General features: G+C 47.6%; 16 protein-coding genes. 11 read left to right on the plus strand and 5 right to left on the minus strand.

The features are described 5' to 3' along the window. Positions 1-35: 35 nt before the first annotated feature. Genes BMZ56_RS17670 through BMZ56_RS25455 form a run of 4 tightly spaced genes read right to left on the minus strand, consistent with a single transcriptional unit; the run spans position 36 to position 4,719 of the window. Positions 36-1,811: a tetratricopeptide repeat protein gene (locus BMZ56_RS17670; protein ID WP_090628936.1), complete on the minus strand. Its 1,776-nt coding sequence runs from the start codon at positions 1,809-1,811 to the stop codon at positions 36-38. Between the two features lie 57 nt (positions 1,812-1,868). Further along, positions 1,869-4,361, minus strand: coding sequence for an ATP-dependent helicase HrpB (gene hrpB, locus BMZ56_RS17675; protein ID WP_090628937.1), 2,493 nt, complete (start codon positions 4,359-4,361; stop codon positions 1,869-1,871). Next, positions 4,345-4,506: a hypothetical protein gene (locus BMZ56_RS25650; RefSeq protein WP_177195198.1), complete on the minus strand. Its 162-nt coding sequence runs from the start codon at positions 4,504-4,506 to the stop codon at positions 4,345-4,347. Before BMZ56_RS25650 ends, hrpB begins: the two co-directional genes overlap by 17 nt. Before the next feature lie 27 nt (positions 4,507-4,533). Beyond that, on the minus strand, positions 4,534-4,719 hold the full coding sequence (locus BMZ56_RS25455; protein ID WP_143072960.1) for a hypothetical protein: 186 nt from the start codon (positions 4,717-4,719) through the stop codon (positions 4,534-4,536). A 76-nt stretch (positions 4,720-4,795) separates the two neighbouring features. Between BMZ56_RS25455 and BMZ56_RS17680 the strand changes: the two genes are divergently transcribed. From BMZ56_RS17680 to BMZ56_RS17730, 11 genes are all read left to right on the plus strand, one after another. Next, complete coding sequence (locus BMZ56_RS17680; RefSeq protein ID WP_090628939.1) at positions 4,796-8,158, plus strand: DEAD/DEAH box helicase; 3,363 nt, start codon at positions 4,796-4,798, stop codon at positions 8,156-8,158. A 175-nt stretch (positions 8,159-8,333) separates the two neighbouring features. Next, positions 8,334-8,924, plus strand: coding sequence for an RNA polymerase sigma factor (locus tag BMZ56_RS17685; protein ID WP_090628940.1), 591 nt, complete (start codon positions 8,334-8,336; stop codon positions 8,922-8,924). Positions 8,925-8,979: 55 nt separating this feature from the next. Then, entirely contained in the window at positions 8,980-10,125 is a 1,146-nt protein-coding gene (locus BMZ56_RS17690; protein WP_090628942.1) for a FecR family protein, read from the plus strand. A 181-nt stretch (positions 10,126-10,306) separates the two neighbouring features. After that, positions 10,307-13,606 carry a SusC/RagA family TonB-linked outer membrane protein gene (locus BMZ56_RS17695; RefSeq protein ID WP_177195199.1) on the plus strand — a complete coding sequence of 1,100 codons (3,300 nt, stop codon included), beginning with the start codon at positions 10,307-10,309 and terminating at the stop codon, positions 13,604-13,606. A gap of 10 nt (positions 13,607-13,616) precedes the next feature. Beyond that, positions 13,617-15,419, plus strand: coding sequence for a RagB/SusD family nutrient uptake outer membrane protein (locus BMZ56_RS17700; protein ID WP_090629339.1), 1,803 nt, complete (start codon positions 13,617-13,619; stop codon positions 15,417-15,419). Positions 15,420-15,440: 21 nt separating this feature from the next. Further along, on the plus strand, positions 15,441-17,159 hold the full coding sequence (locus tag BMZ56_RS17705; RefSeq protein ID WP_090628945.1) for an FAD-dependent oxidoreductase: 1,719 nt from the start codon (positions 15,441-15,443) through the stop codon (positions 17,157-17,159). 40 nt (positions 17,160-17,199) lie between these two features. Beyond that, entirely contained in the window at positions 17,200-17,871 is a 672-nt protein-coding gene (locus BMZ56_RS17710) for a 3-keto-disaccharide hydrolase (protein WP_090628946.1), read from the plus strand. A gap of 7 nt (positions 17,872-17,878) precedes the next feature. After that, positions 17,879-19,378, plus strand: a complete 1,500-nt coding sequence (locus BMZ56_RS17715; protein ID WP_090628948.1) for a glycoside 3-dehydrogenase — start codon at positions 17,879-17,881, stop codon at positions 19,376-19,378. A 75-nt stretch (positions 19,379-19,453) separates the two neighbouring features. Further along, the gene (locus tag BMZ56_RS17720; RefSeq protein WP_177195200.1) at positions 19,454-20,155 is read left to right on the plus strand and encodes an SGNH/GDSL hydrolase family protein; all 702 of its coding nucleotides are present in this window, start codon (positions 19,454-19,456) and stop codon (positions 20,153-20,155) included. Between the two features lie 111 nt (positions 20,156-20,266). Further along, the gene (locus tag BMZ56_RS17725) at positions 20,267-20,728 is read left to right on the plus strand and encodes an Xre family toxin-antitoxin system antitoxin (RefSeq protein WP_177195201.1); all 462 of its coding nucleotides are present in this window, start codon (positions 20,267-20,269) and stop codon (positions 20,726-20,728) included. After that, positions 20,728-21,204 (plus strand): RES family NAD+ phosphorylase, encoded by a 477-nt coding sequence (locus BMZ56_RS17730; protein ID WP_090628952.1) that lies wholly within the window; start codon positions 20,728-20,730, stop codon positions 21,202-21,204. The genes BMZ56_RS17725 and BMZ56_RS17730 overlap by 1 nt, the downstream gene beginning before the upstream one ends. Here BMZ56_RS17730 and BMZ56_RS17735 read toward each other — a convergent pair. Beyond that, on the minus strand, positions 21,191-22,438 hold the full coding sequence (locus BMZ56_RS17735; protein WP_090628954.1) for a nucleoside permease: 1,248 nt from the start codon (positions 22,436-22,438) through the stop codon (positions 21,191-21,193). The two genes, BMZ56_RS17730 and BMZ56_RS17735, sit on opposite strands and share 14 nt — an antisense overlap.

Here is a 22,438-nt window from a genome sequence, read left to right on the forward strand (position 1 = left end):
TGGACAAAAACGTGGACAACGAAAGAAAACTGCCGTCAAGCTACGCTTAAATCGATTTTCTTTCGCAGGCGGTAGCGTGCTTTCCGGACGGATTCGGGTGATATTCCGAGCATCCAGGCCATGTGGCTAGTAGAGACATTCATTTTCTCCAGGGCGTAGATGCGTTCTTCGGCACTGGTTAGATCTCTGTGCTTCAGTTTGAGTTGATCGAGTTCGCCGCCGAACGCCCGGTTAAACCGCTGGCGGAAGTTGTTCCAATCGTCGGGCGTAAGCAGTTTCGTTTCCGCCAGGCGATTGGTCAGTTCGTCCAGTTGCGGCGATTGATTCATCGTATGGTTACGTAGTTGTTCAACCTGTTTTCTGAAAGTTTTTACCAACTCATTTTTTTCCTGCAGGCGATGCATATATTCTTTTAATTCGAGCGTTGCCTGTGCCAATTGAGCTTCTACCTTTTCCTGTGCAGCCTGCTGTATGATTCGTTCTTTTTCAACATGCAGTCTCTCTTTGGAGCGGCGCAAACGCAGTAGGTAATAGAGCATTGCCATGATAAACAACAATAAAACAACGATGCCGATCACTCCTAGAAGGCGGAAGCGGATTCGTTCTTTATCAGCCTGCTGGATGGCGAGGTCGGCCACGTGCTGTTGTATCTTGAGACGATCTTCGGCCACCTGTGCAGTCATCTTGTTATATGTAAGATTGGTCTCATTGGTGAGTTTGGTGAGGCTATCGAGGTAACGATAAGCCACGAGGGTATTCCCTTTCGTTTTGTAATAATCATGCAGCACGCCGTAATAGGTGATGTAAAACTCTTCGTCGCGTTGTTGCCCCCACATGGGGTTTCCGCTTTTCACCAACCGATTCAATCGTTCACTTTCACCCAAGTAGTACATCACACTATCTTGCCTGTCCAGCTTTTGCAACGTTGAAGCTACGTTGATCGCGGCATTTCGGGCAACGATCGGATCGTATTCACGATTCCGGTTATACAGGTAATCCTGCATTTGTAGTGGCAGTGCATCCTCGTAACGTCCCTGTTTCAGGTAAACCCGCCCCAGGTTGCCCGCGGAGATGGTTATCCATGTCTCGTTGTGCAGCGAGTTGGCCACCTCTTGAGTATGTTTGAAATACCGGATGGCGCTATCGAGCTCGTTGAGGTGCAGATAGGCCATCGCCAATGTATTGTAGCGCTGCACAACCAGGTTGGTATTGTAGTAGGGTTGACTGATGGAGGCGCGCATCAGCTCGACCACGCGTTCGTAATCGCGGAAGTAATAGTAATTTAGGGAAATGCGATGAAGGTATTTTCCAATTTCGGGTATATGTTGTATGCCTACTTTGTCAAACAGGGCAAGCGCCCGAGCATGGTGATAAAATGCTTCTCCGTATTGTTCTTGCTCGTAAAACCGATTGCCGATGTAGAAGTGGCAAACGGCTACATAACGCTGAATACCCTTGTCTTCATAATAGTTGATGGTCGACTCGAGGATGTTCATGAATTCCTCCTGCGTGATCGGCTGATAGATACGCTTTATCCGGTGGTAGAATGCAAGGTGTTTGAGTAACGGTTGGTCGTTCCATGCCCTCGCTTTTGAGCGCATATCATCCAGAAATTCACTCAATCGCAGCAGCGGTGTTTTGCGCTCTTCGAGGCTGTCCACACAGCGGGTAATCTGGATGACGCGTTGTGGGGGCGGGAAATCTTCCAACCCATTCGTTAAACCATCTGAATCAACCGGCAGTTGCTCTGGGGCCGCAAGGATGGGTAGATAAAAGTATAAAAAAAATAGGGCGAAGGAAATTCGCTTCATTACTGGGTAGATGCTTTTACGATGTTTTTTTGTTTACAGGGGTAAATATAGTAGAATTTATTTATTTCTCCGGATTGCGCCTCTAACGGCCTCGGCATTCAACGGATCGTCGGGCCAGGCATGTTTCGGATAACGTCTTTTGAGTTCTTTGCGCACTTCGAAATAGGTGGTTTGCCAGAAGCTGTTAAGATCTTTGGTCACCTGTACGGGTTTGAACCCCGGCGAAAGAAGATGCAATACCACAGGTGTCCTGCCGTCATTGATCCGCGGGGTATCAAGGAGGCCGAACACTTCCTGCAGGCGTACAGCCAATACGGGGGAAGCGCCGGTTGATGAATAACGAAGTTTCACCGCTGAGCCACTAGGCACTTCCAAATGGGTGGGGGCCAGACGACCTAGTGCCTGTTGTTGTTCATATGACAAGCTGCGGGTAAGCATGTTGAGTAGGTCTAGTTTTTTCAATTCTTCAGCTTTACGGATCCCCTGAAGATAGGGGGTGAGCCATTGTTCCAGATGATGAAGCAGGTTCTCGGTAGATACATCCGGCCAACCTGCTTCAGGCTGCCAATGCCGAAGGCTGCTCACCCGGTTTTGCCATTGCTCCGTTGCCTCGGTAAACGTAAGCAACTGCTCGCCTTCGCTGCGGATGACGTCGCATAGCACGTCGATGACGGTTGCTTCGTCGGGCGTCGGCAGTGGCGACGATTCCAGTGTGATGCTGCCGATGCGGCGGTCATTGGAGGCGACTATGTTTCCCTTTTGGCTGTCCCAAGCAATGCGCTCCGAAGCTTGGACAAACGGCGATAGCTCGGCCGGATTGACCGCAGCGGCAAGGAATACCTTGCCCAGCCCATCGCGCGCATCCAGCAGGGCGATGGCCAGCCAGGGTTCGTGCGCAAGGTCGTCACCGGGCGGTACGATGGCCCGTTTGCCGTTGGCTAGTTGATAGGTCCCTTTGCCATCGTTTCGAGCCTTGGCGATTCGTTCGGGATAGGCGTACGCCAAGAGAAGCCCGATCGAAAAAGAGGTTGCTATCCCATTATCTTCTTTTGTACCAAGCAGCTTTCGATAAGAACGGGCTATTTTTTCGATATTTTCCAAGCGTTTGCCGGGCTTGTTTCCGGCTCGGTACCTGCGCAATGCTTCGACACGCGAGGTGATGTCGGTACCTGCTTCACGGCCCAGGGGATCGCGCTCTTCAAGGAGTGCCGCGATATCGGTTGCGAGGCTGGCCATTCCCAGCCGCTTGCCTTCCAGCAGCATGTGAGCGATGCGGGGATGGCAGGGCAGCGCATGGACGGCTTTGCCGTGCGGCGTAATCTTCCGGTTGTCAAGTGCGCCCAGTTTATTCAGCAGATCATGGGCTTGTGCTACCGCCGTAGCGGGCGGGGGTGTGAGCCAGTTTAGCTGCCTGAGGTCCTGTATGCCCCATTGGGCGGTATCAAGCAGGAGGGAGGTGAGGTCTGCTTCGCCGATTTCCGGTGTACGGTAGGCAGCTAAGCGCTGTTCGGTAGCTTTGGTCCACAGGCGGTAGCAGGTTCCCGGTCCGAGTCTGCCGGCACGGCCGGCACGCTGGTCGGCCGCATCCCGCGAGATGCGGATGGTTTTGAGACGTGATAAGCCCGACGGCGGATCGAATACCACAGTGCGCGTGTAACCGCAATCGACAACGACAGCGATACCCTCAATGGTGAGGCTTGTTTCCGCGATGGAGGTGGCCAGCACGATCTTCCGTTGGCCGTGGCGGTTGGGCTGGATGGCGGCGTGCTGTTCGGCCAATGAGAGTTGCCCATAGAGTGGATGGATGGCTGCACCCGTTGGATTGGCAAGGAGCAGCTGCTCACAGGTGCGTATTTCCGCTTCACCCGGCAAAAAGACGAGTATATCGCCCTGTTTTTCGCGAAAGGCACGGATAGCGGCACGGGCGCATTCCTGAGAAAGTTGGCGTATATCCGGTTCTTCGGTATGGATGATGTCAACCGGGTACATACGCCCCTGGCTTTCCACCACCGGGGTTTGCAGGAGGGTCGCGAGCTGATCGGTATCCAACGTGGCCGACATAATCAGTAACCTGAGATCGGGCCGTAATACCGATTGGCTTTCGCGACACAGTACCATAGACAGATCGGTGTGCAGGCGCCGCTCGTGAAACTCGTCAAAAATCACGATTCCCACATCTTCCAGTGCATTGTCGTGATGGAGCATACGGGTAAGGATACCTTCGGTAACCACTTCGATGCGCGTGCGGGCAGAAGTCTGGTTTTCAAAGCGGACGCGGTAGCCCACGGTTTCTCCGACCTTTTCGCCCAAAAGGGAGGCCATGCGGTGGGCGATACTGCTGGCCGCCAGACGACGTGGTTCGAGCATGACGATTTTCCGGCCCTGTAGCCACGGTTCGTCCAGCAATGCCAAGGGTACGATGGTGCTTTTGCCTGCGCCTGGCGGCGTACTGAGAATGAGTGTATTGTGGGTTGAAAGAAGCTGCCTTACCTGCGGGATGGATTCGGTGATCGGCAGATCGATGGTTAATGGATTAAAGCGCGCAGTCATTATTACCAAGCGGGTTTCCTTGTTCCGGGTTCAGCTCAAGAAGTTCAATGAGATTTAGGAAGTCTGCTTTGATTGATGGATATTTTTGGTGTAAGTTTTTAACGTCACGCTTAAAGCGTGGTGTTGCGATTACTTCAAAGCTCATCCAATAACTCTCTTGCCGGAATGCCCTTTAGTGTCCCTTTTGAATCTGTATAGCCTCTTGGACCCCTTCTCTAACACCTTCCAGCACATCCGCTTTATAGGAAGACAGCGTCTGAGCTTTGACAAATTTTAAGTTCCGCAGTAATTCCATCACGAAATTGGCTTTATCTTCCGTTATATCCAACAATACCTTCATGCAAACAAAAATAGTCATTTACATACATTTATGCAATTTCAAAATATCAACAACCAAAACCGTTCCGCGTTATCTGTGATCACTATATTTGCGGATGCTGGAAACCCGAGGAACCCATATTTTTATTTTCCGCGATACGGCGATGGAACAGCTTTCCGAGTCCCGTATTGTGTCTGCTGCTGAACGCGGCTTCTGGGCGGATTCCCAGGCCGTCGGATCGGTACATCCCGCCGAGTTGGAGGTAGACGCGGGGACATTTACCTGCCGCCTTCCGGACGGTGGGGAGGCAACGGTCGGCGTGATCCAGGAAAACGGACAGTTGACGGTATCCAGCGACTTGCCCGGCCCGGTGGGAATCCTCACCGTGGCTTCCGCCACTGTGTTGGTTGCGCTGCTGCGGAGGGAGGAATTGGGGGTATTTTTTCTGGCGTCGCTCCGCTCCAGAAAACTGCGGCAGGCAGCCACTGCCTATGGACTGGAGCATGAGCCCGATCTTGACCGTTACCTGATGCCTGCGGTTGCCGATGGGCGACTCATCGTCCAACCCCGTTTGGCAGGATTGCTGCCACTTACATCACCTAAGCTACGCGAACTGGGAGAGCAGGTCAGCAATCAACAACATCCGCAAGCGTTGGATGGGTCATTGGCAGAACAGGCCATTTTGGTCATCAGCCGACATAAATATTACCGCAATCCCGTAGTGGAGCTCATTGTTGCCGAACGTACCAAGTCGGGCCGCCTAAAGTCACCCTTTAACCGTATCGAACCCCTTCGGCAGCTTGCGATGGCCACCGGGGTAGACGAAGCAAAATTTTACGCGGCGATTGCCCAGCTCCAACAAGTGGAGAATGGCGACCGTATGGCCTCGGATCTGACGGCCTTGCATACCGTAATCAAAAGCGGTTCTGATTATCCGCTATATTACCACGATGAGCAGTTTGGTGAAAACTTTTCTTCCAAATCCCTGGTGCCGGCAAAAGCAGCGCTGATGCCGGACACCGTCAGCCTGTCCATCCGTGCGGAGGGTGCGTTTTATGCGATTATTGGCCGGATTACGTTGGACGGTAAACCCTATGCATTACATGAACTTCCCCTTAAACTGGGATGTTTTTTCTTACTGAAAAACAAGCTATACCTTGCAAGCAGTGCACTGTTGATTTCCATCGTAGCGTTGCTGCGCGAGCAGGGAGGTAGACTACTAATCCATGCCAGCAAATACCGCGACTTCCAGCGGCAGCTGCTGGATAAACTGTCGGAAAGCATCCGCCTAGAATATCCGGATCTCAAGTCTGGTACACCGGAGCAACTGGCTGAAACCGGATTCGCGACACCGCCCGAACGGTTAATCTACCTGTCCGATTTCGGTCCCCATGTGATGATGATTCCCGTCGTGCGCTACGGTGAGGCTGAAGTGGCTATCCGCACTGAAAAGCAAGTGAAGGCGTCGGATAGCAAGGGGAATGATTTCATGGTGCCCAGAGACGACGGTTTTGAGCAGGCATTCCTTTCTTTACTGATCAAGCAACATCCGTATTTGCTCGAACAGTTGGATAATCAATTGTATTATTTCTATCTCCATAAGAAGTACTTCCTCGATGAAGAATGGTTTCTCCCCGTATTTGACACGTGGCGTGAATCGGGAATTGAGGTGTTTGGATTCAATGAATTGATTGGCAATAAATTAAACCCTCATAAAGTAACGATCACTATCAAAGTAATCAGCGGTATCAACTGGTTCAATGCGACGCACGATGTGCGCTTTGGCAGGAAGCGTGCATCTCTGAAGAAAATCCAAGCGGCCCTGCGTAATAAGCGCAACTACGTGGAGCTCGATGACGGGACACGGGGCATCCTGCCGAAGGAGTGGATCGAAAAGTTTGCCCGGTATTTCCACGCTGGGGAAGTAGCCGATGATAACACCATCCGTTATGCCAAATCCAATTTTGAGACGGTGACAACCCTCTACGAAGCGGCGATGCTGGATGAAGCCACGTCGCAGGAAATACAACTGCTCCGCGAACGGCTTCGTCAGGTTGAATCGGTCCCCGCTGTTGCCGAGCCTTCCGGTTTGAAGACGAAACTGCGTCCGTATCAACGGCAGGGATTGGACTGGCTTAGTTTTTTGGACAGCTTCCACTTCGGCGGGATACTGGCGGATGAAATGGGTCTAGGTAAAACGGTGCAGATCATCGCATTTATGCTGTCGCAACGGGAGAAGGGACGTACTGGTGCCGACCTTGTCGTAGTACCGGCCACGCTGATCTTTAATTGGCAGCGGGAGCTGACTGTACTGGCACCTTCGTTGAAGGTATTGACGCTGTATGGCACCGGCCGTGCGAGATCGGCCGAGTTAATTGAACGGTATGACGTGGTGCTGACGTCCTACACCACGCTGTTGGCCGATATCCGCTTTCTGAAAGATTTTGTCTTCAACTACGTATACCTCGACGAATCCCAAAACATTAAAAATCCCGATTCGCAGCGCTACAAGGCTGTACGGCTGCTGCAAGCACGCAATCGGATTGCCATCAGCGGCACGCCGTTTGAAAATAGCTCGTTTGACCTGTATGGTCAGCTATCGTTTGCCTGCCCCGGTCTGTTGGGAGATAAACGGTATTTTCGCGATGTGTATGGTAAACCCATTGACCAGTTCAAGAACCAGAAACGACGCAAAGAACTCCAACAGAAAATCCAGCCGTTTATCCTGCGCCGCACTAAGCAAGAAGTAGCATCCGACTTGCCCGAAAAAGTCACTACGGTGCTGTATAGCGAGATGGGAACGCAGCAGCGGAAGATCTACGATGCTTACGAAAAGGAATTCCGTGATTTCATTTCAGCCTTGTCCGGCGATGAAGTGGATAACAGTCCGATGCATGTGCTCCGCGGTTTAACGAGGCTCCGGCAAATCTGCGATTCGCCGGCACTGTTGCCCGACGGAATGCTGAATACGGCGGTGTCGGCTAAGGTTGAACTGCTGAAAGAGCAGATAAAGGATAAAGCCCCTTACCATAAGGTGGTTATCTTTTCTCAGTTTGTATCCATGCTGCAGCTCATCGGGCAAATGCTGGATGAGATAGGGATCGGCCACGTAAGCCTTACGGGCAGCACACGTGCACGGGAACCGGTGGTCAATACTTTTCAGGAAGATCCCGAAATACGGGTTTTTCTGGTGAGCCTAAAGGCCGGGGGCACCGGGTTGAATCTTACCGCTGCCGAGGTGGTGTATCTGGTGGACCCATGGTGGAATCCAGCTGTGGAGAACCAGGCCATTGACCGCGTGCACCGTATCGGCCAAAATAAAAAAGTGGTGGCTTACCGGTTAGTAACGCCAGGTACCGTGGAGGAGAAAGTGATGCAATTGCAGGATACCAAACGTGCATTGGCTGATGGATTGGTACGTAATGGTGTGTCGTTTTTCCGGACACTGGATAGGGAAGGGTTGCTGAAGTTGCTTTAAGTTTAGGTTAAAAATGGCTTGCATCCCATGGTTCAATTCATTATCCTTGCTTTAAAATAGACTCGAAAATCATGTATTAGATTTTTTCTTACTGTATTTCAATACGTTGCATATTATTTCAAAAAAATCTAATACCATACCTTCTTTTCTGACTTATATTCTTGACTAATCGATTATGGCAGGAGATTTTCGTGAATATAGTGACTCCGATCTTTTACGAATCGTGAAGGCAGGGGATGAGCGTGCCTTCTCCGAATTCTTTGCACGGTACTGGCCTCCCATGTTTCTTCATGCCATGCGTATGTTACGTAACGAGGAAACTTGTCAGGATGTTTTGCAGGAAGCATTCCTCGCTTTTTGGCGACGAATTCCGGAACTGCCGTTAGATACACGCGTTGAGGCATATTTATACCGGATCGTCCGAAACCGCATCGTTAAAATCATTGCCGAGGAAAAACACCGGTCGGACCTGTTGGCCGACTTTGCCAAGACGATTAATCTTGCTGGAGAAGCCAGCGATTCCCATGTTAGCGAATCCGAATTGATCGCGCTGATTAACGATGAAGTGAATAAGATGCCGTCGCGCATGCAGGAAGTATTTCGCCTGAGCCGGAACGAAAACCTGAAACACCAAGAGATTGCCGAACAGCTCGGCATTTCGGGGCATACCGTTAAATCCCAACTTCATAATGCGCTCCGAAGGATAAAGATACGCATTGGACTATATCTTTTGTTGCTGTTTTTCAGCCTTATAGGATTTTTTTGAAAGAAAAACTAATACCAAGCCTTCTTTTCTGACTTATACTCTTAACTAACCAGCTATGGAAAAAGAGCAAGTAAAAGCGTTATTGGCCCGTTATGCCGACGGTAAATGCACCGCCGAAGAGGCTACACAGGTGGAAGCCTGGTACCGTCGCATTGCGAAGCAACAGGGAGATTCACTGGTCGACGCAGACTATGCCCATCTCTATGCGCAAGCCCACGAACGTCTCATCCAATCCATATCGGATTCCCAATTGCCTGATGTAGCTAAAAAGAATTGGCATTGGCCGTTCTATGCTGCTGCCGCAGTGTTGCTAGCGACGCTATCAATCGTTTACTTTTTTCTGCCTGAACCCGCTGATCCTGTGCAAACCATCACTACTTCACCTATTTTGCCGGGTGGTAATTATGCCACCTTAACTGTGGCAGGTGGCCAATCCCTGCAATTGGACAGCAACCAATCCGGCATATCCGTGGATGGTGAGCGCATTGTTTATACGGACAATCAGCCCATTGAGAAGGCAATCTTACGGATGGATAATTTCAATGATGTCAGCGTACCTTTGGAGCTTACCACGCCCAAAGGTGGTACCTACCAGGTCACGCTTGCAGATGGTACCATCGTTTGGCTCAATGCCGCGTCAACACTGAAGTACCCCTCCCGTTTTACCGACAAGGAACGCGTTGTCGAAATCTTGGGAGAAGGCTATTTCGCTGTGGCGAAGGATAGTAAAAAACCTTTCATTGTTAAGGCGGCCGGACAAGTGGTGGAGGTACTGGGTACGGAATTTAATATCTCGGCGTACGACGATGAACCAGCAGTGAAAACAACACTCGTCAACGGGTCCGTACGCGTCAAGCCGATGTCGTTTTCCCACGGCAACACGCAATTGATCCCAGGCGAACAGAGTATATTAACCAACACAGGTACCCTGACCGTAGCGAAGGTAGACACCTATGCCGAGACCGCTTGGAAAAACGGATTAATGTCTTTAACCAATGTTCCATTTGACGTATTGATGCGCCAGTTGTCGCGATGGTACAAGATCGATATCAAGTACAAAGGCAACTTGTCTCACATTCGTTTTGAAGGGGAAGTCACGAGAGACGTTACCCTGGAAGACCTGCTTGACTTTTTTAAGGATTCAGGTTTACTATTTGAAATAACCAATAACAGAACACTAATTGTGAAAGAGAAAAAATAGAAAACAGCACAACAGTCTCACAGACGTCGGCTAGCGTCATAAAAATAAGGGAAGTGGTTGCGTCACTCCCCTCAAATAGTCTGTAAATAACCGAAAGTCCGTTTTCGAGAAACGGGTTATTACTCAAACTTTATCCAAAATTATGAAAATAAAATTGCTTACTAAAACGGTAATGCGAATTATGAAACTCTGTTCATTCTTTATAATCCTTGGTTGTCTTCATCTCAGTGCGCATTCCCTTTCCCAAACCGTTACGGTGCATGCAAAAGCTCAGCCCCTGAAAGAAGTGCTTTCTACGGTGAAAGAACAAACAGGTTATGCTGCTGCATTCAAAAAAGGACTATTGGATCAGACAGCGCCTATTACGATTCAAGCTGCCGGTGTTCCATTAGTGGATTTCCTAGGGCAGCTCTTTGAATCGCTTCCGCTAACATACAAAGTTAAGGGAAAGACAATTTTTATAACTTCCAAATCGGAATTGTTGGCAAATCGCCCGATGGTAATCGCGCGGCCAGCGCAGCACACGGTGAGTGGACAGGTAACCGATACGGTGGGAAATAGCTTGTCAGGCGTTTCCGTTACCCTAAAAAGCAATCCCGCCGCGGGGACATCGACCGATGTGGATGGCCGATACGTTTTAGAAGTAGCACCTGACGCGATATTGGTTTTTTCGTATATGGGTTTCATCGCGCAGGAACTTCCGGTGAATGGAAAAACGGTTTTGGACGTCCAGTTAAAAGCAGATATTTCCGGGTTGGACGAAGTTGTCGTCGTTGGCTACGGAACGCAGAAGAAGGTGAATTTAACAGGATCGGTGGCGCAAGTCTCAAGTAAAGATCTTCAAAAAAGGAATGCCTCCAATACGTCGATTGCCTTGCAGGGACTGATCCCAGGCGTATCGGTAGCGACCACCAGCGGAAGGCCGGGATATGACGGAGCAGGTATTAGAATACGAGGAACCGGCTCGCTAAATTCGGAAAACTCCCCTTTGGTGCTCATTGATGGGGTAGAAGGCTATATGAATTTCCTTGATCCAAACAGTATTGAAAGCATAACGGTGCTAAAGGACGCAGCTTCGGCTTCTATTTATGGTTCAAGAGCTTCCAATGGCGTTATTCTGGTGACCACAAAACGGGGTGCTAATGATGCGTTGAACATTAGTTACAGTGGTTATGTCGGAACTAACGTGCCGACCAATTTTCCCGAACCCGTCAGTGCGCTGGAATATATGGAAGCGATCAACGTAGCGAGGAAAAACAACAGTCAAACCCCGCAATACAGCGATGATGTGCTGAACATATACCGTAATCAGGGTGCTGATAATTTCAACTATTACGATAGCAACTGGAAAGATCTCTTGGTAAACAATTATGCACTGACCCATAATAATTCACTCAGTTTTTCCGGCGGTTCAAAGCGCATCAAGACGTTTGCAAATGTGGGTCATTACTACCAAGATGGCAATATTCCCAATAATAAGTTCGTCCGTTCCACGCTGAAAATGAACAACGATATCACGATTACAAACTGGATCCGGGCAGGTATTGATTTAAATATCCGGCAATCCAAAGACACCCGGCCGGCTTACGACTCTCCTGAAGCAATTTTTAATAAAATAACTACTTTCGTCCCTGTATTTTCTGCCGTAAATTCCGACGGTACGTGGGGTTACGGGCAAAATGGCGACAACCCGATTGCTGCTGCGAAAGCTTCGGGAATTTCCACAAATCGCCCGTCAGAGCTTGCCTTAAAGGGTTTTTTATCCTTACGACCTTTTGAAGGTTTTGAAGTATTTTCGAACTACAGTTCCAATCGATTAGAAACCCGGGGTGACTATTTCCTAAAACCCTGGGACACCTATGAAACCGGTGTTTACAAGGTAACCTTTCCAACTACCGGAAATACAAAGTCAGAATCCTGGAGTCAAACGATTCGAAATCAGTTCAATGTGCAATCATCTTACGAGCGTAATTTAGGTTTGCACTACTTCAATATTCTGGGTGGTATGCAAACCGAGGAAATTCTCAATAAGTCATTTTCGGCAGGTAGAAAATATTTCAAATACGACGGATTCGAAGATTTGGATAATGGGGATGTGCTTTCTGCAACAAATGCCGGTACCCATTCGGAATGGGCAATGCTTTCCTACTATGGAAGAATCAATTATAATTTCAACGAACGTTATTTGTTTGAATTCAATAGTCGTTGGGATGCTTCTACCCGATTTAAGGGCGATAACAAATGGGGCTACTTTCCGTCTGTTTCCGCTGGTTGGCGCATTTCGGAGGAGGCCTTTTTCCAACCTATCAAAAATGACATTAATGATTTGAAGATTCGTGGATCCATCGGTACGTTGGGCAACCAGGCGATCGGCAGTTATTATCCGTACGCTGCCGCCATTTACGCCGGACATGGTTATTGGTTTGATTATAATCTTGGAACAGGCGTTGCACAGGACGAAGTTTCCAACGAGAACATTTCCTGGGAAAAATCACGTCAATTTAACATTGGGTTAGATGCGCTGTTGCTGCGCTCGCGATTAGCGCTGACTGTCGATATATTCAGCAGAAAAACCTTTGATATGTTACAGCGTTTCCCGATCCCAAGTTTTGTTGGATTAACCCCTCCCTGGGAAAACCGTGGTGACATCGAAAACAAGGGATGGGAAATTTCTGCCACCTGGCGCGACAAGGTTAATGATTTTAGCTATGCCATTACAGCCAACGTTACGGATATCCGTAATAAAGTGTTAAATCTTTATGGAAACGAGTACATTGCGACGTCAACAGTTACCCGGGAGGGTGAGGCCCTGTATTCTTATTATGGTTATGTTTCTGACGGTTTATTTCAAACACAGGAAGAAATTGACAATTCCCCCGTATTCGGAGAGAAGCAAAATATCAAACCCGGCTTTGTACGCTATCTCGATCTAAGTGGTCCCGATGGCACGCCGGATGGTGTGATCAATAGCTACGATCGGACCGTATTGGGATCCAACATGCCCAGGTATGAGTATAGCATGAACCTATCAGCCGATTGGAAAGGATTTGACCTTAATCTCTTTTTTCAGGGAATTGGAAAAAAAGATCTGTTGTACGAAGGTTCAGGCGTAAGACCCTTTTTAGTTGGGCGCTCCATGTTCAAATACCAATTGGATTATTGGTCTGAGGAAAATAGGGACGCGGAATTCCCCATCCTTTTAATTGACGGATCTGGAAACAACCCCAACAACATTCCTTCTGACTTTTGGATGAAAAGCGGTGCTTTTTTAAGACTGAAAAACGTGACTTTGGGCTATACCTTACCTAAAACGTTGGGAAGTCGCCTGAATACGAAGGAGGTCAGGTTTTATGTCAATGCGCAGAATCTGCTAACCTTCTCGAATGCGTATGAAGGATACGACCCGGAAAATGCCGTTTCAGGAGGGAGTTTTTACCCACTGATGAAGACGTTTACGTTCGGACTGAATGTTAATTTCTAACCTAAAAATTATGAAGACAACTAGTATCAAGTATATCGTCGCGATTGCTTTTCTAAGCATTAGCGCTTCCTGTAGTGAGTTTTTGGATCGTGAACCTACCAGTTATTCTTCCAGTGGATTCTATAAATCCGAAGCAGCTGTAGAAGATGGGGTATCGGGAATCTATTCGTCACTGTACATCAATTTAGCCGCCAATCTTCCCTTCAATATTATGTTAGATCATTGGACCGGTCTGGCCTTTGAACGGGCAGAGAACACAAGCATTGGTGCCGGAGGATCCCTTAATCCCGATAACGCGGTGATTTCACAATGGTGGGGTGCGAACTTTAATATCATTTCCAATGCCAACGGGGTTTTAACGGGAGTTGAGCCCTATTTAGATCAGTTGGAAGGTAAGTCAAAGCAGTATTTGGCTGAGGCCCGCGTGTTACGTGCATTTGCCTATTGTAATCTGTTAACCGCTTTTGGAAAAGTTCCATTGTTCACGAAGCCCGTAACATCGGAAGAGTACAATAGCACAAGAACCGACGAACACGTTATCATCGATTTTCTTTTAAGTGATTTAGATGCCTGTTTGAACGATCTGCCTTGGATGGCGGAGAACCGTGGACGTGTAGATCGTAGCGTGGCTTATGGGATAAAATCCCGCCTGGCCTTACTTGGCGGAAGTTTAAATTATGGTGGAAAAGGCCCGGAATATTTTAAAATAGCGGCTGAATCGGCAAATAACGTGATAGGGCAACGCGGACTAGCCGTCAATTTTGAAGATTTGTTTAACAAAGCCGGTCAACAAAAAGCAGACGTTCGGAACGAAGCCCTGTTTGAAATTATTTATTCCGACCAAGGCGTTAGAAAGACCCATTGGATTGGCTTTGGCCAGGTATCAAGGAACTATGGGCAAACCGGGCGGCATCCTTCGCAACTCTTGGCAGACACGTATGAATGTACAGATGGCTTGCGAATTGATGAATCGCCGCTATATAACCCAAAAACACCATGGGCGAATCGGGATCCCCGTTTTGGTTATACACTGTGGATGCATAAAGATACCGTAGAAGGTAATACCAACGGCACCGAATCCGGACGCATAAAATTTATTCTGGATTTGTATCAGCCTACTACCAAATTTTATAATTTCACCACCAATACCTGGGAGATCGGAACCAATGCAGACATTAACAGTGGTGCCGCATGGACCAGCTTTGCCAACGCCGGTGTGGGATATATATGGAAAAAGTACAGCTATGAAAAAATAGAATCCATCGGTACGCAAACCTGTAACTCCATTTTGATGCGTTATGCAGAAATCCTTTTAACGTATGCCGAGGCAAAAATCGAATTAAACGAATTGGATAATTCGGTTTACGAGGCAATTAATCAAGTGCGTAACCGATCAAAAATGCCGAATATTTCCACAGATCGCATTGGTAATCAGGAGAAAATGCGCCAATTGGTTCGACGCGAAAGAAAGGTCGAACTCGCCTTAGAAGGTATACATTTTGGTGATATGCGCCGGTGGAAAATCGGCGATCTGGAAAATGAAGGACCATCTTACGGCTACCCCTTACCGACACTCGCCACGGATGGCCGGGTATTGCAAGAAGGTTACGATATGGTAACGCCAGACATGGTGCCTAACTTTAAGAAGTCGGCCCGTCACGACTTGAATGACATGGCTAACTACGACACCTATAAGTCCAAACTGAAAGTTAGGGATCAAAATCGTTTCTGGAACGATAAATTTTATTTATTTCCGATACCGCAAAGAGAACTGGACCTGGCACCGCTTTTAGGTCAGAACGACGGATATTAACCTTTATTCACGAGAAAGTACATGAAGAGAAGAAACTTTTTACATGTAGCCGCCTTGGCTGGTTTTGGCAGCTTAACGGCTTCAACTACGTTTGCGGGCGGCTTGGAACGGAAAAAAACCACAGCGAGCTACAACGGTGGAAATGAGCTTGAAACCGATGTGTGTATCATTGGGGGAGGTCTTGGCGGGTGTGCGACCGCCTTGGCGATATGCCGGAACGGCCTTCGTGCGATTATGACGGAGGAAACCGATTGGATTGGCGGTCAAGTCTCGCAACAAGGTGTACCACCGGATGAACATCAATGGATTGAAACTCACGGAGCTCCCGTTAGCTATCGCGCTTACCGCAACCGGATCCGCGATTTCTACAAACGGAATTATCCCCTGACGAAGGAAGCAAAGAACCGTGATAACCTGAATCCGGGAAGTGGCTCCGTTTCCAGGATCTGCCACGAACCCTATGTTTCAGTAGCTGTATTGTATGAAATGTTACTGCCTTATTTGAGTAACGGACAGTTACAGATATTCTTAGGCTTTAAGGCAAATACCGCCGAAACACATCAAGACGATGTCAAAAATATGACTATTCGTTCGGTTGACGGCGATAACAGCATTCATGTAACAGCAAAATACTTTGTCGATGCGACCGAATGCGGAGACTTACTCCCGATCACTGGAACCGAATACGTAACCGGGACAGAATCTAAAAAAGAAACCAAGGAATTGCATGCCGCTGACACCAACCGCCCTCAAAACCATCAAGCCTTTACGGTTTGTTTTGCAATGGATTATCAGGAAGGGGTGGATAATACGATTGATAAACCAACGGATTACGATAAGTGGAAGAATTACGTTCCGAAACTAAGCCCGGAGTGGTCGGGAAATCTCCTTGATCTTTCCTACTCAAACCCGAAGACACTAGCGCCAAAGCCATTGGGATTTGATCCCCGGGGTGTGGATACGCCGGGGATGTTAAACCTCTTCAATTATCGGCGAATGATCCATAAGGACAATTTTGATTCCGGCTTTTATCCGGGAGATATCACCCTGGTTAATTGGCCGCAAAACGATTACATGATGGGCAACCTGATCGACGTGTCTGAGGTAGAATTCAAAAAAACGGTGGAAGATGCAAAAAATCTGAGTCGCTCTTTATTCTATTGGCTACAGACGGAGGCGCCGCGATTAGATGGGGGACTGGGGTGGAAAGGGCTCCGTCTTCGCGGCGATGTAATGGGAACCCTCGATGGTATGGCGAAATACCCCTATATCAGGGAGTCCCGACGTATTAAAGCACAATATACGATATTAGAAGAGCACGTCGGTGTCGAAAACAGAAAGCTGATAGTGGGAGAACAAGAAGGTAAAAAAGCCTACCAGTTTCCTGATTCGGTAGGCGTGGGATATTATCACATCGATCTTCACCCAAGTAATCAAGGGGATAATTACATTGATTTTTCCTCTTTACCCTTCCAAATCCCCTTGGGTGCATTGTTGCCACAACGGGTAAATAACCTGTTTCCCGCCTGTAAAAATATCGGAACCACCCATATTACAAATGGTTGTTATCGTTTGCACCCAGTAGAATGGAGCATTGGTGAAGCAGTGGGATTACTCGTTGCGTATACTGACAAGCATAAATTAACGGCAAAGCAAGTAAGAAATGACAAGAAAAAGTTAAGTGATTTTCAAACTTTCATTCAAAATCAGGGAATCGAAACGGTTTGGAAAGGGATTTAATCGAACACTTTTGTTAAACTTTAAATAGACATATAACACAATGTTAAATTCAATTATGCTAGGTAGCACCGTTTTTAGTCTATTGATTGCGAACGCATTTGAATTACAGAAAAAAGAACGTTGGATCGATCTTTTAGCTGATAACTCCCTTGCTTCCTGGCATCTATATCTGGGTGCTGAAATAAAAGGCTGGAAAATTGACGACGGTGTTCTTTCTACAAGTGGAAAGAACGGTGATATTGTTACAAATCAGGAATTTGAAAACTTCGAACTTGAATTGGAGTGGAAGATCGAACAACGAGGGAATAGCGGGATTTTCATCTTTGTTGTTGAACATCCTGACAATAAACGTATGTATCAATCCGGCCCTGAATTCCAAATTATTGACAATGAAAATTATCCTCAACAGTTAACAGAACAGCAAAAAACCGGCTCAATGTCTGATGTACTAGCTCCCAGCAAATCTCGTTCGAAACCAGCTGGTCAATGGAACAAAACACGCATAGTTGCGCATAACGGAAAGGTTCAGCATTGGTTAAACAAGTCACTAATTTTAGAATATCAAATTGGATCAAAACAGTTGAACGAAGAGATTGCCCGGAGCAAGTTTGCTCAGTTACGATATGCAAAAGTAGCGAAGGGAAAAATCGGTCTACAGGACCATGGAAATCCGGTGTGTTTTAAAAACATTAGAGTACGGCCAATAAAATAAATTCATTATGAAGAATACAAGAAGAGATTTCATAAAAAATGCCAGTGTATTAACGGGGATCACAATAGTGTCCAACACAGTACTGGGTAAAAAATTCGGGCATATTGCACCCAGTGATAAATTGAATATCGCCGGTATTGGTGTCGGGGGCGTCGGCCGAAGAAATTTAAACAATATGAAAACAGAAAATATTGTTGCCCTTTGTGACGTAGACTGGAAATATGCCTCGAAGACTTTCAGCGATTACCCAAATGCGAAACGCTTCAAAGATTGGCGAAAAATGTTTGATGAAATCGGTCAAAGCATTGATGCTGTGATGGTCGCAACGCCTGATCACACACACGCAGGTGTTACGGCAGATGCCCTTACATTAGGGAAACACTGCTATACGCAAAAACCGCTGACCCACAATGTTTATGAATCCAGGTTACTCACGAAGCTCGCGAAGCAATACGGTGTGGCCACTCAAATGGGAAACCAGGGAAACTCATTTGATTGGTGTCGCGAAATAACCGAATGGATACAGTCTGACGCCATTGGCGAAGTATATGAAGTACATTGCTGGACAAATCGGCCCATTTGGCCTCAGGGTCTTATGAAACCAAAAGAGGGCGAGCGAACCCCCGAAAACCTGGATTGGGATCTGTTTTTAGGGCCTGCAGAATACCGAGCGTACCATTCTGTATATACACCCTGGAATTGGCGGGGATGGTACGACTTCGGTACCGGTGCACTGGGCGACATGGCTTGTCATATTATGGATCCGATCTACTGGGCATTGGGGTTAAAATACCCGACAAAGGTCAATGGCAGTTCGACATTAAGTAATCTTTATTCGCCGCCGCATGCTGAAATTGTGAAATATACTTTTCCGGCCCGTAAGAAGATGGGTAAAGTTAAAATGCCCGAAGTAGACGTTTACTGGTACGACGGCGGATTGCTTCCTGATCGTCCCCAAGAGCTTGCTCCCGGAATGATGATGGGCGATGAAAATGGAGGCATTATTTTTATCGGGAAAAAGGGAAAAATTATGACGGGGTGTTACGGGATGAACGCAACGCTTCTTCCTGTTGAAAAAATGAACGATTTCAAGAAGCCAACGCCATGGCTCCCGAGAATCAAAGGGGGGAGTGGGGATATCTGGACAACGAACGCCCACGAGCAGGATTGGATTCGCGCGGCCAAAGAGTCTCGTGCAAATCGGACTGAAGCGAGTTCTAATTTCCAATTTGCAGGCCCGTTCAATGAAATGGTGGTTATGGGCGTTCTTGCCGTCAGACTACAGGGGTTGAACAGGGAGTTGTTATGGGATGGTGAAAACATGAGATTCACGAACATTAACCCAAATGACGAGATCAAAGTCGTATCGGTTGATGAGTTTAACGTAATCGATGGGCACCCGCGGTTTAATCGTCAGTCGGTTACGTTAAATGCTGCCCAAGCGGCTGAAGAATGGATAAATCGGCCCTACAAAAACGGCTTTACATTACCACCCATGCCTAAATAGGCAAACAATTCACGGCGAATACATACTAACCATGCAGCTCTTTGTAATCAGAGCTGCATGACACGTAATTTTATCATGGACAGAAAAACATTTATTCTTGATTTAATAATTGCTTTACCGTTTTTGAGCGAACCGAATTTTGCGACGGATCGCGTATTGGTTAATGCGGGAGTCGGTGGCAACAACAGTAGGGATCTGCTAAATCGGCTCGATCGAGATTGTTTATCTCACAAGCCCAATTTGGTTATTCTCATGGCAGGTACCAATGACATGAATTCCGCGAAACACGTACCCCCAAACGAATTTAAGCAGAACGTGTTAACAATCATTCGTCGAATAAAAGCAACGGGTTCGAATTTACTTCTATTAACCACACTGCCCTTTTTCGAGCCTTATCTTCTCCAAAGGCATCCGAAAGAATTTTACGAGCCGGAAGGCCCCACGGGACGTTGGCGATCCTTGAATAAAATGATAAAACGCATCGCGTCGGAAACCAATTCTCATCTTTTGGACGTAGGACAAATCATTGAAAAAATCGGTAAAATAGGAGAAGATAACGACTCGCTTTTACAGAATGAAATAAACAGTGGAAAGATGGACGGTGTTCACCCAACTCCGAATGGCTACAGATTTATTGCGCTTGCAGTGAGTCAATATATACGAGACAACGATCTTCCTACCGGCCGGATTGTTTGTTTTGGAGATAGTATCACCAAAGGAGATGGATCGGTCGACAAAGAGAGTTATCCTGCCTATTTAAAAAAATTGTTGTCATAGGAAATGGAGTTTTTTTATCATTTGAAATAACGATAATCGCCACGTCGAAGAAGTAAATTCTATCTTTTGAAAAACGACAAATTATCCGTAACTTTGGAGAAAATGTCGCATATGGCTACAAGCAATAAAAAAGAGACGAAGGTTTACTGGGATGTGGTATCGCTCTTAGGGGGTAGGGATGTGCTCGGCATGGGCATTAAAACAGAGTTTGACTTGATTGCCTTAAGCAATGAAGGGTTGAAGCGCTCGTCGCTCGATGCGCTTATTTCCTTTTTAGGCGTGCCCCGGAAGCAATTTGTAGAAAGCGTCCTGGATATGTCGATCAAAACCATCGAGCGCAAGCGGAGCGATGATCGGCTGGACCGGCATACGTCTTCGCATTTAATCGAAATTGCTAAAGTGGTAGAACATGCCGTGTCCGTCTTTGAAGACGAAGATAAGGTACGTGATTGGCTGGCTACGCCCAATCGCTCCATAAACGGGATGCGCCCACTGGAGCTGTTTCATATGCCCACGGGATTGGCGCTTGTCAACACCGTGCTGGGGCGCATTGAAGAGGGGGTATATTCCTGATGCTGCTGTACCGCATTGCCAAATCAAGGCAACGTGCTGCCGACCTTTCGGGGATGGGAGCCTATCGATTTGGTGGCCGCTGGAACAACCCCGGCAGCTATATGCTCTATACCAGTGAAAACAGCTCACTGGCTTATCTAGAAAACCTCGTGCATTTCGATTCGGACATTATTCCGCCCAAGCTCTTTATCATGGAAATTGAAGTAGGCGGTGAACCGGAACTGATCCATACACCACCGGACTCGGCGTATCCGAAACATTGGACCCGATTGGGGCATCTGGAGAACAAGCGGCTCGGTGACCACTGGATGCGGGAAGCCAACTACCTCGGTATCCGGGTACGATCTGCAGTCAATCCCAAAGAATACAATTGTTTATTGAATCCGCTGTTTCCGCGCTATCACGATTTGGTAACTGTTGGATCGGTAGAACAACTGCCGGTAGACAGTCGTCTCATTCGCATCAAGATGGGATAGAGGCCGATGCGGTTTCAATTCGCCTATCCCGGAAGACCAAGAGGAAAAGCACCGCCAACACCAGCGCATAGCCGGAGAACGTAAACCAAATGCTAGGCCAATCGCGAATACCCATAGTGCTTGTAAAGTGATCTACTACCCAACCGCTGCCATAGCCCCCGATGATGGCACCAAAGCCATTGGTCATAATCATAAAGAGCCCCTGTGCACTGGAACGGATTTTCGGTTCCGCAACTTTTTCGACATAGAGCGAACCGGATATATTGAAGAAATCGAAAGCCATACCGTAGATGATCATCGATAAGACCAGTAGATACAGCCGGTCATCGGGATTTCCCAGGCCGAAAAGACCAAAACGCAGTACCCAGGCGAAGATGCTGAAAAGGATAACCTTACGGATACCGAAGCGGGTTAAAAAAAATGGAATCAGCAGGATAAAAAAGGTCTCGGAAATCTGCGAAATGGAAAGCAATAGATTGGGATGCTGAACGCCAAACGAATCCGGATAGGTAGCTTTGAAATCGTCCAGAAACGGACCGCCAAAGGCATTGGTGATCTGTAAGGCAGCTCCCAATAACAGTGAAAATATAAAAAACAAAGCAGTGTTTTTCTCTTTAAACAAGACAAAGGCGTCCAATCCGAGCGATGAAGCCAACGATTTTTCACGGGTTTCACCCAGAAAAGGAGGCGAGGGCGGTACGGTGAACGCATAGCAACCGAGAAACAAACCGGCACCGGCGGCGAGATAGAGTTGGCCGGTACTCTTGGTCCATCCCAGCAGGTCAACAATCCACATGGCAACGATAAAACCGACAGTACCCCATACCCGGATCGGTGGAAAAGCCTTTACCACGTCAAATCCTTTCCGGGTCAACACATTATAACATACGGAATTGGACAATGCCAGGGTAGGCATATAAAACAGTGAATTGATGAGCATGAGGATATAAAAAGTCTGAAAGTCAGCAACTTTTGTTGCTGCAATCAATGCTCCGGCTGCAATAAAATGTGCAACGGCAAATACGCGTTCGGCGTTCACCCACCGATCGGCCACGATGCCGAGCAAGCCCGGCATACATACTGACGCAATGCCCATGGTTGAATAGACAGAGCCGATTTGTAGACCGGAAAAGTTCAGCTGGCTGCCCATGTAACCGCCGAGAGAAATTAGCCATGCCCCCCAGATGAAAAACTGAACGAAGTTCATCACGGTAAGTCTGACCTTTATCGGCAT

It is taken from the genome of Parapedobacter indicus, assembly GCF_900113765.1.
Taxonomy (GTDB): Bacteria; Bacteroidota; Bacteroidia; order Sphingobacteriales; family Sphingobacteriaceae; genus Parapedobacter; species Parapedobacter indicus.

Bases quoted from the DNA above. Each gene is read 5' to 3' on its own strand.
- BMZ56_RS17725 (WP_177195201.1), top strand. From the start codon at position 20,267: ATGGCTACAAGCAATAAAAAAGAGACGAAGGTTTACTGGGATGTGGTA.
- BMZ56_RS17700 (WP_090629339.1), top strand. From the start codon at position 13,617: ATGAAGACAACTAGTATCAAGTATATCGTCGCGATTGCTTTTCTAAGC.
- BMZ56_RS17720 (WP_177195200.1), top strand. From the start codon at position 19,454: ATGGACAGAAAAACATTTATTCTTGATTTAATAATTGCTTTACCGTTT.
- BMZ56_RS17705 (WP_090628945.1), top strand. From the start codon at position 15,441: ATGAAGAGAAGAAACTTTTTACATGTAGCCGCCTTGGCTGGTTTTGGC.
- hrpB (WP_090628937.1), bottom strand. From the start codon at position 4,361: ATGACTGCGCGCTTTAATCCATTAACCATCGATCTGCCGATCACCGAA.
- BMZ56_RS17685 (WP_090628940.1), top strand. From the start codon at position 8,334: ATGGCAGGAGATTTTCGTGAATATAGTGACTCCGATCTTTTACGAATC.
- BMZ56_RS17715 (WP_090628948.1), top strand. From the start codon at position 17,879: ATGAAGAATACAAGAAGAGATTTCATAAAAAATGCCAGTGTATTAACG.
- BMZ56_RS17730 (WP_090628952.1), top strand. From the start codon at position 20,728: ATGCTGCTGTACCGCATTGCCAAATCAAGGCAACGTGCTGCCGACCTT.
- BMZ56_RS17690 (WP_090628942.1), top strand. From the start codon at position 8,980: ATGGAAAAAGAGCAAGTAAAAGCGTTATTGGCCCGTTATGCCGACGGT.
- BMZ56_RS17710 (WP_090628946.1), top strand. From the start codon at position 17,200: ATGTTAAATTCAATTATGCTAGGTAGCACCGTTTTTAGTCTATTGATT.
- BMZ56_RS17680 (WP_090628939.1), top strand. From the start codon at position 4,796: ATGCTGGAAACCCGAGGAACCCATATTTTTATTTTCCGCGATACGGCG.
- BMZ56_RS25650 (WP_177195198.1), bottom strand. From the start codon at position 4,506: ATGAGCTTTGAAGTAATCGCAACACCACGCTTTAAGCGTGACGTTAAA.
- BMZ56_RS17735 (WP_090628954.1), bottom strand. From the start codon at position 22,438: ATGCCGATAAAGGTCAGACTTACCGTGATGAACTTCGTTCAGTTTTTC.
- BMZ56_RS17695 (WP_177195199.1), top strand. From the start codon at position 10,307: ATGAAACTCTGTTCATTCTTTATAATCCTTGGTTGTCTTCATCTCAGT.
- BMZ56_RS17670 (WP_090628936.1), bottom strand. From the start codon at position 1,811: ATGAAGCGAATTTCCTTCGCCCTATTTTTTTTATACTTTTATCTACCC.
- BMZ56_RS25455 (WP_143072960.1), bottom strand. From the start codon at position 4,719: ATGACTATTTTTGTTTGCATGAAGGTATTGTTGGATATAACGGAAGAT.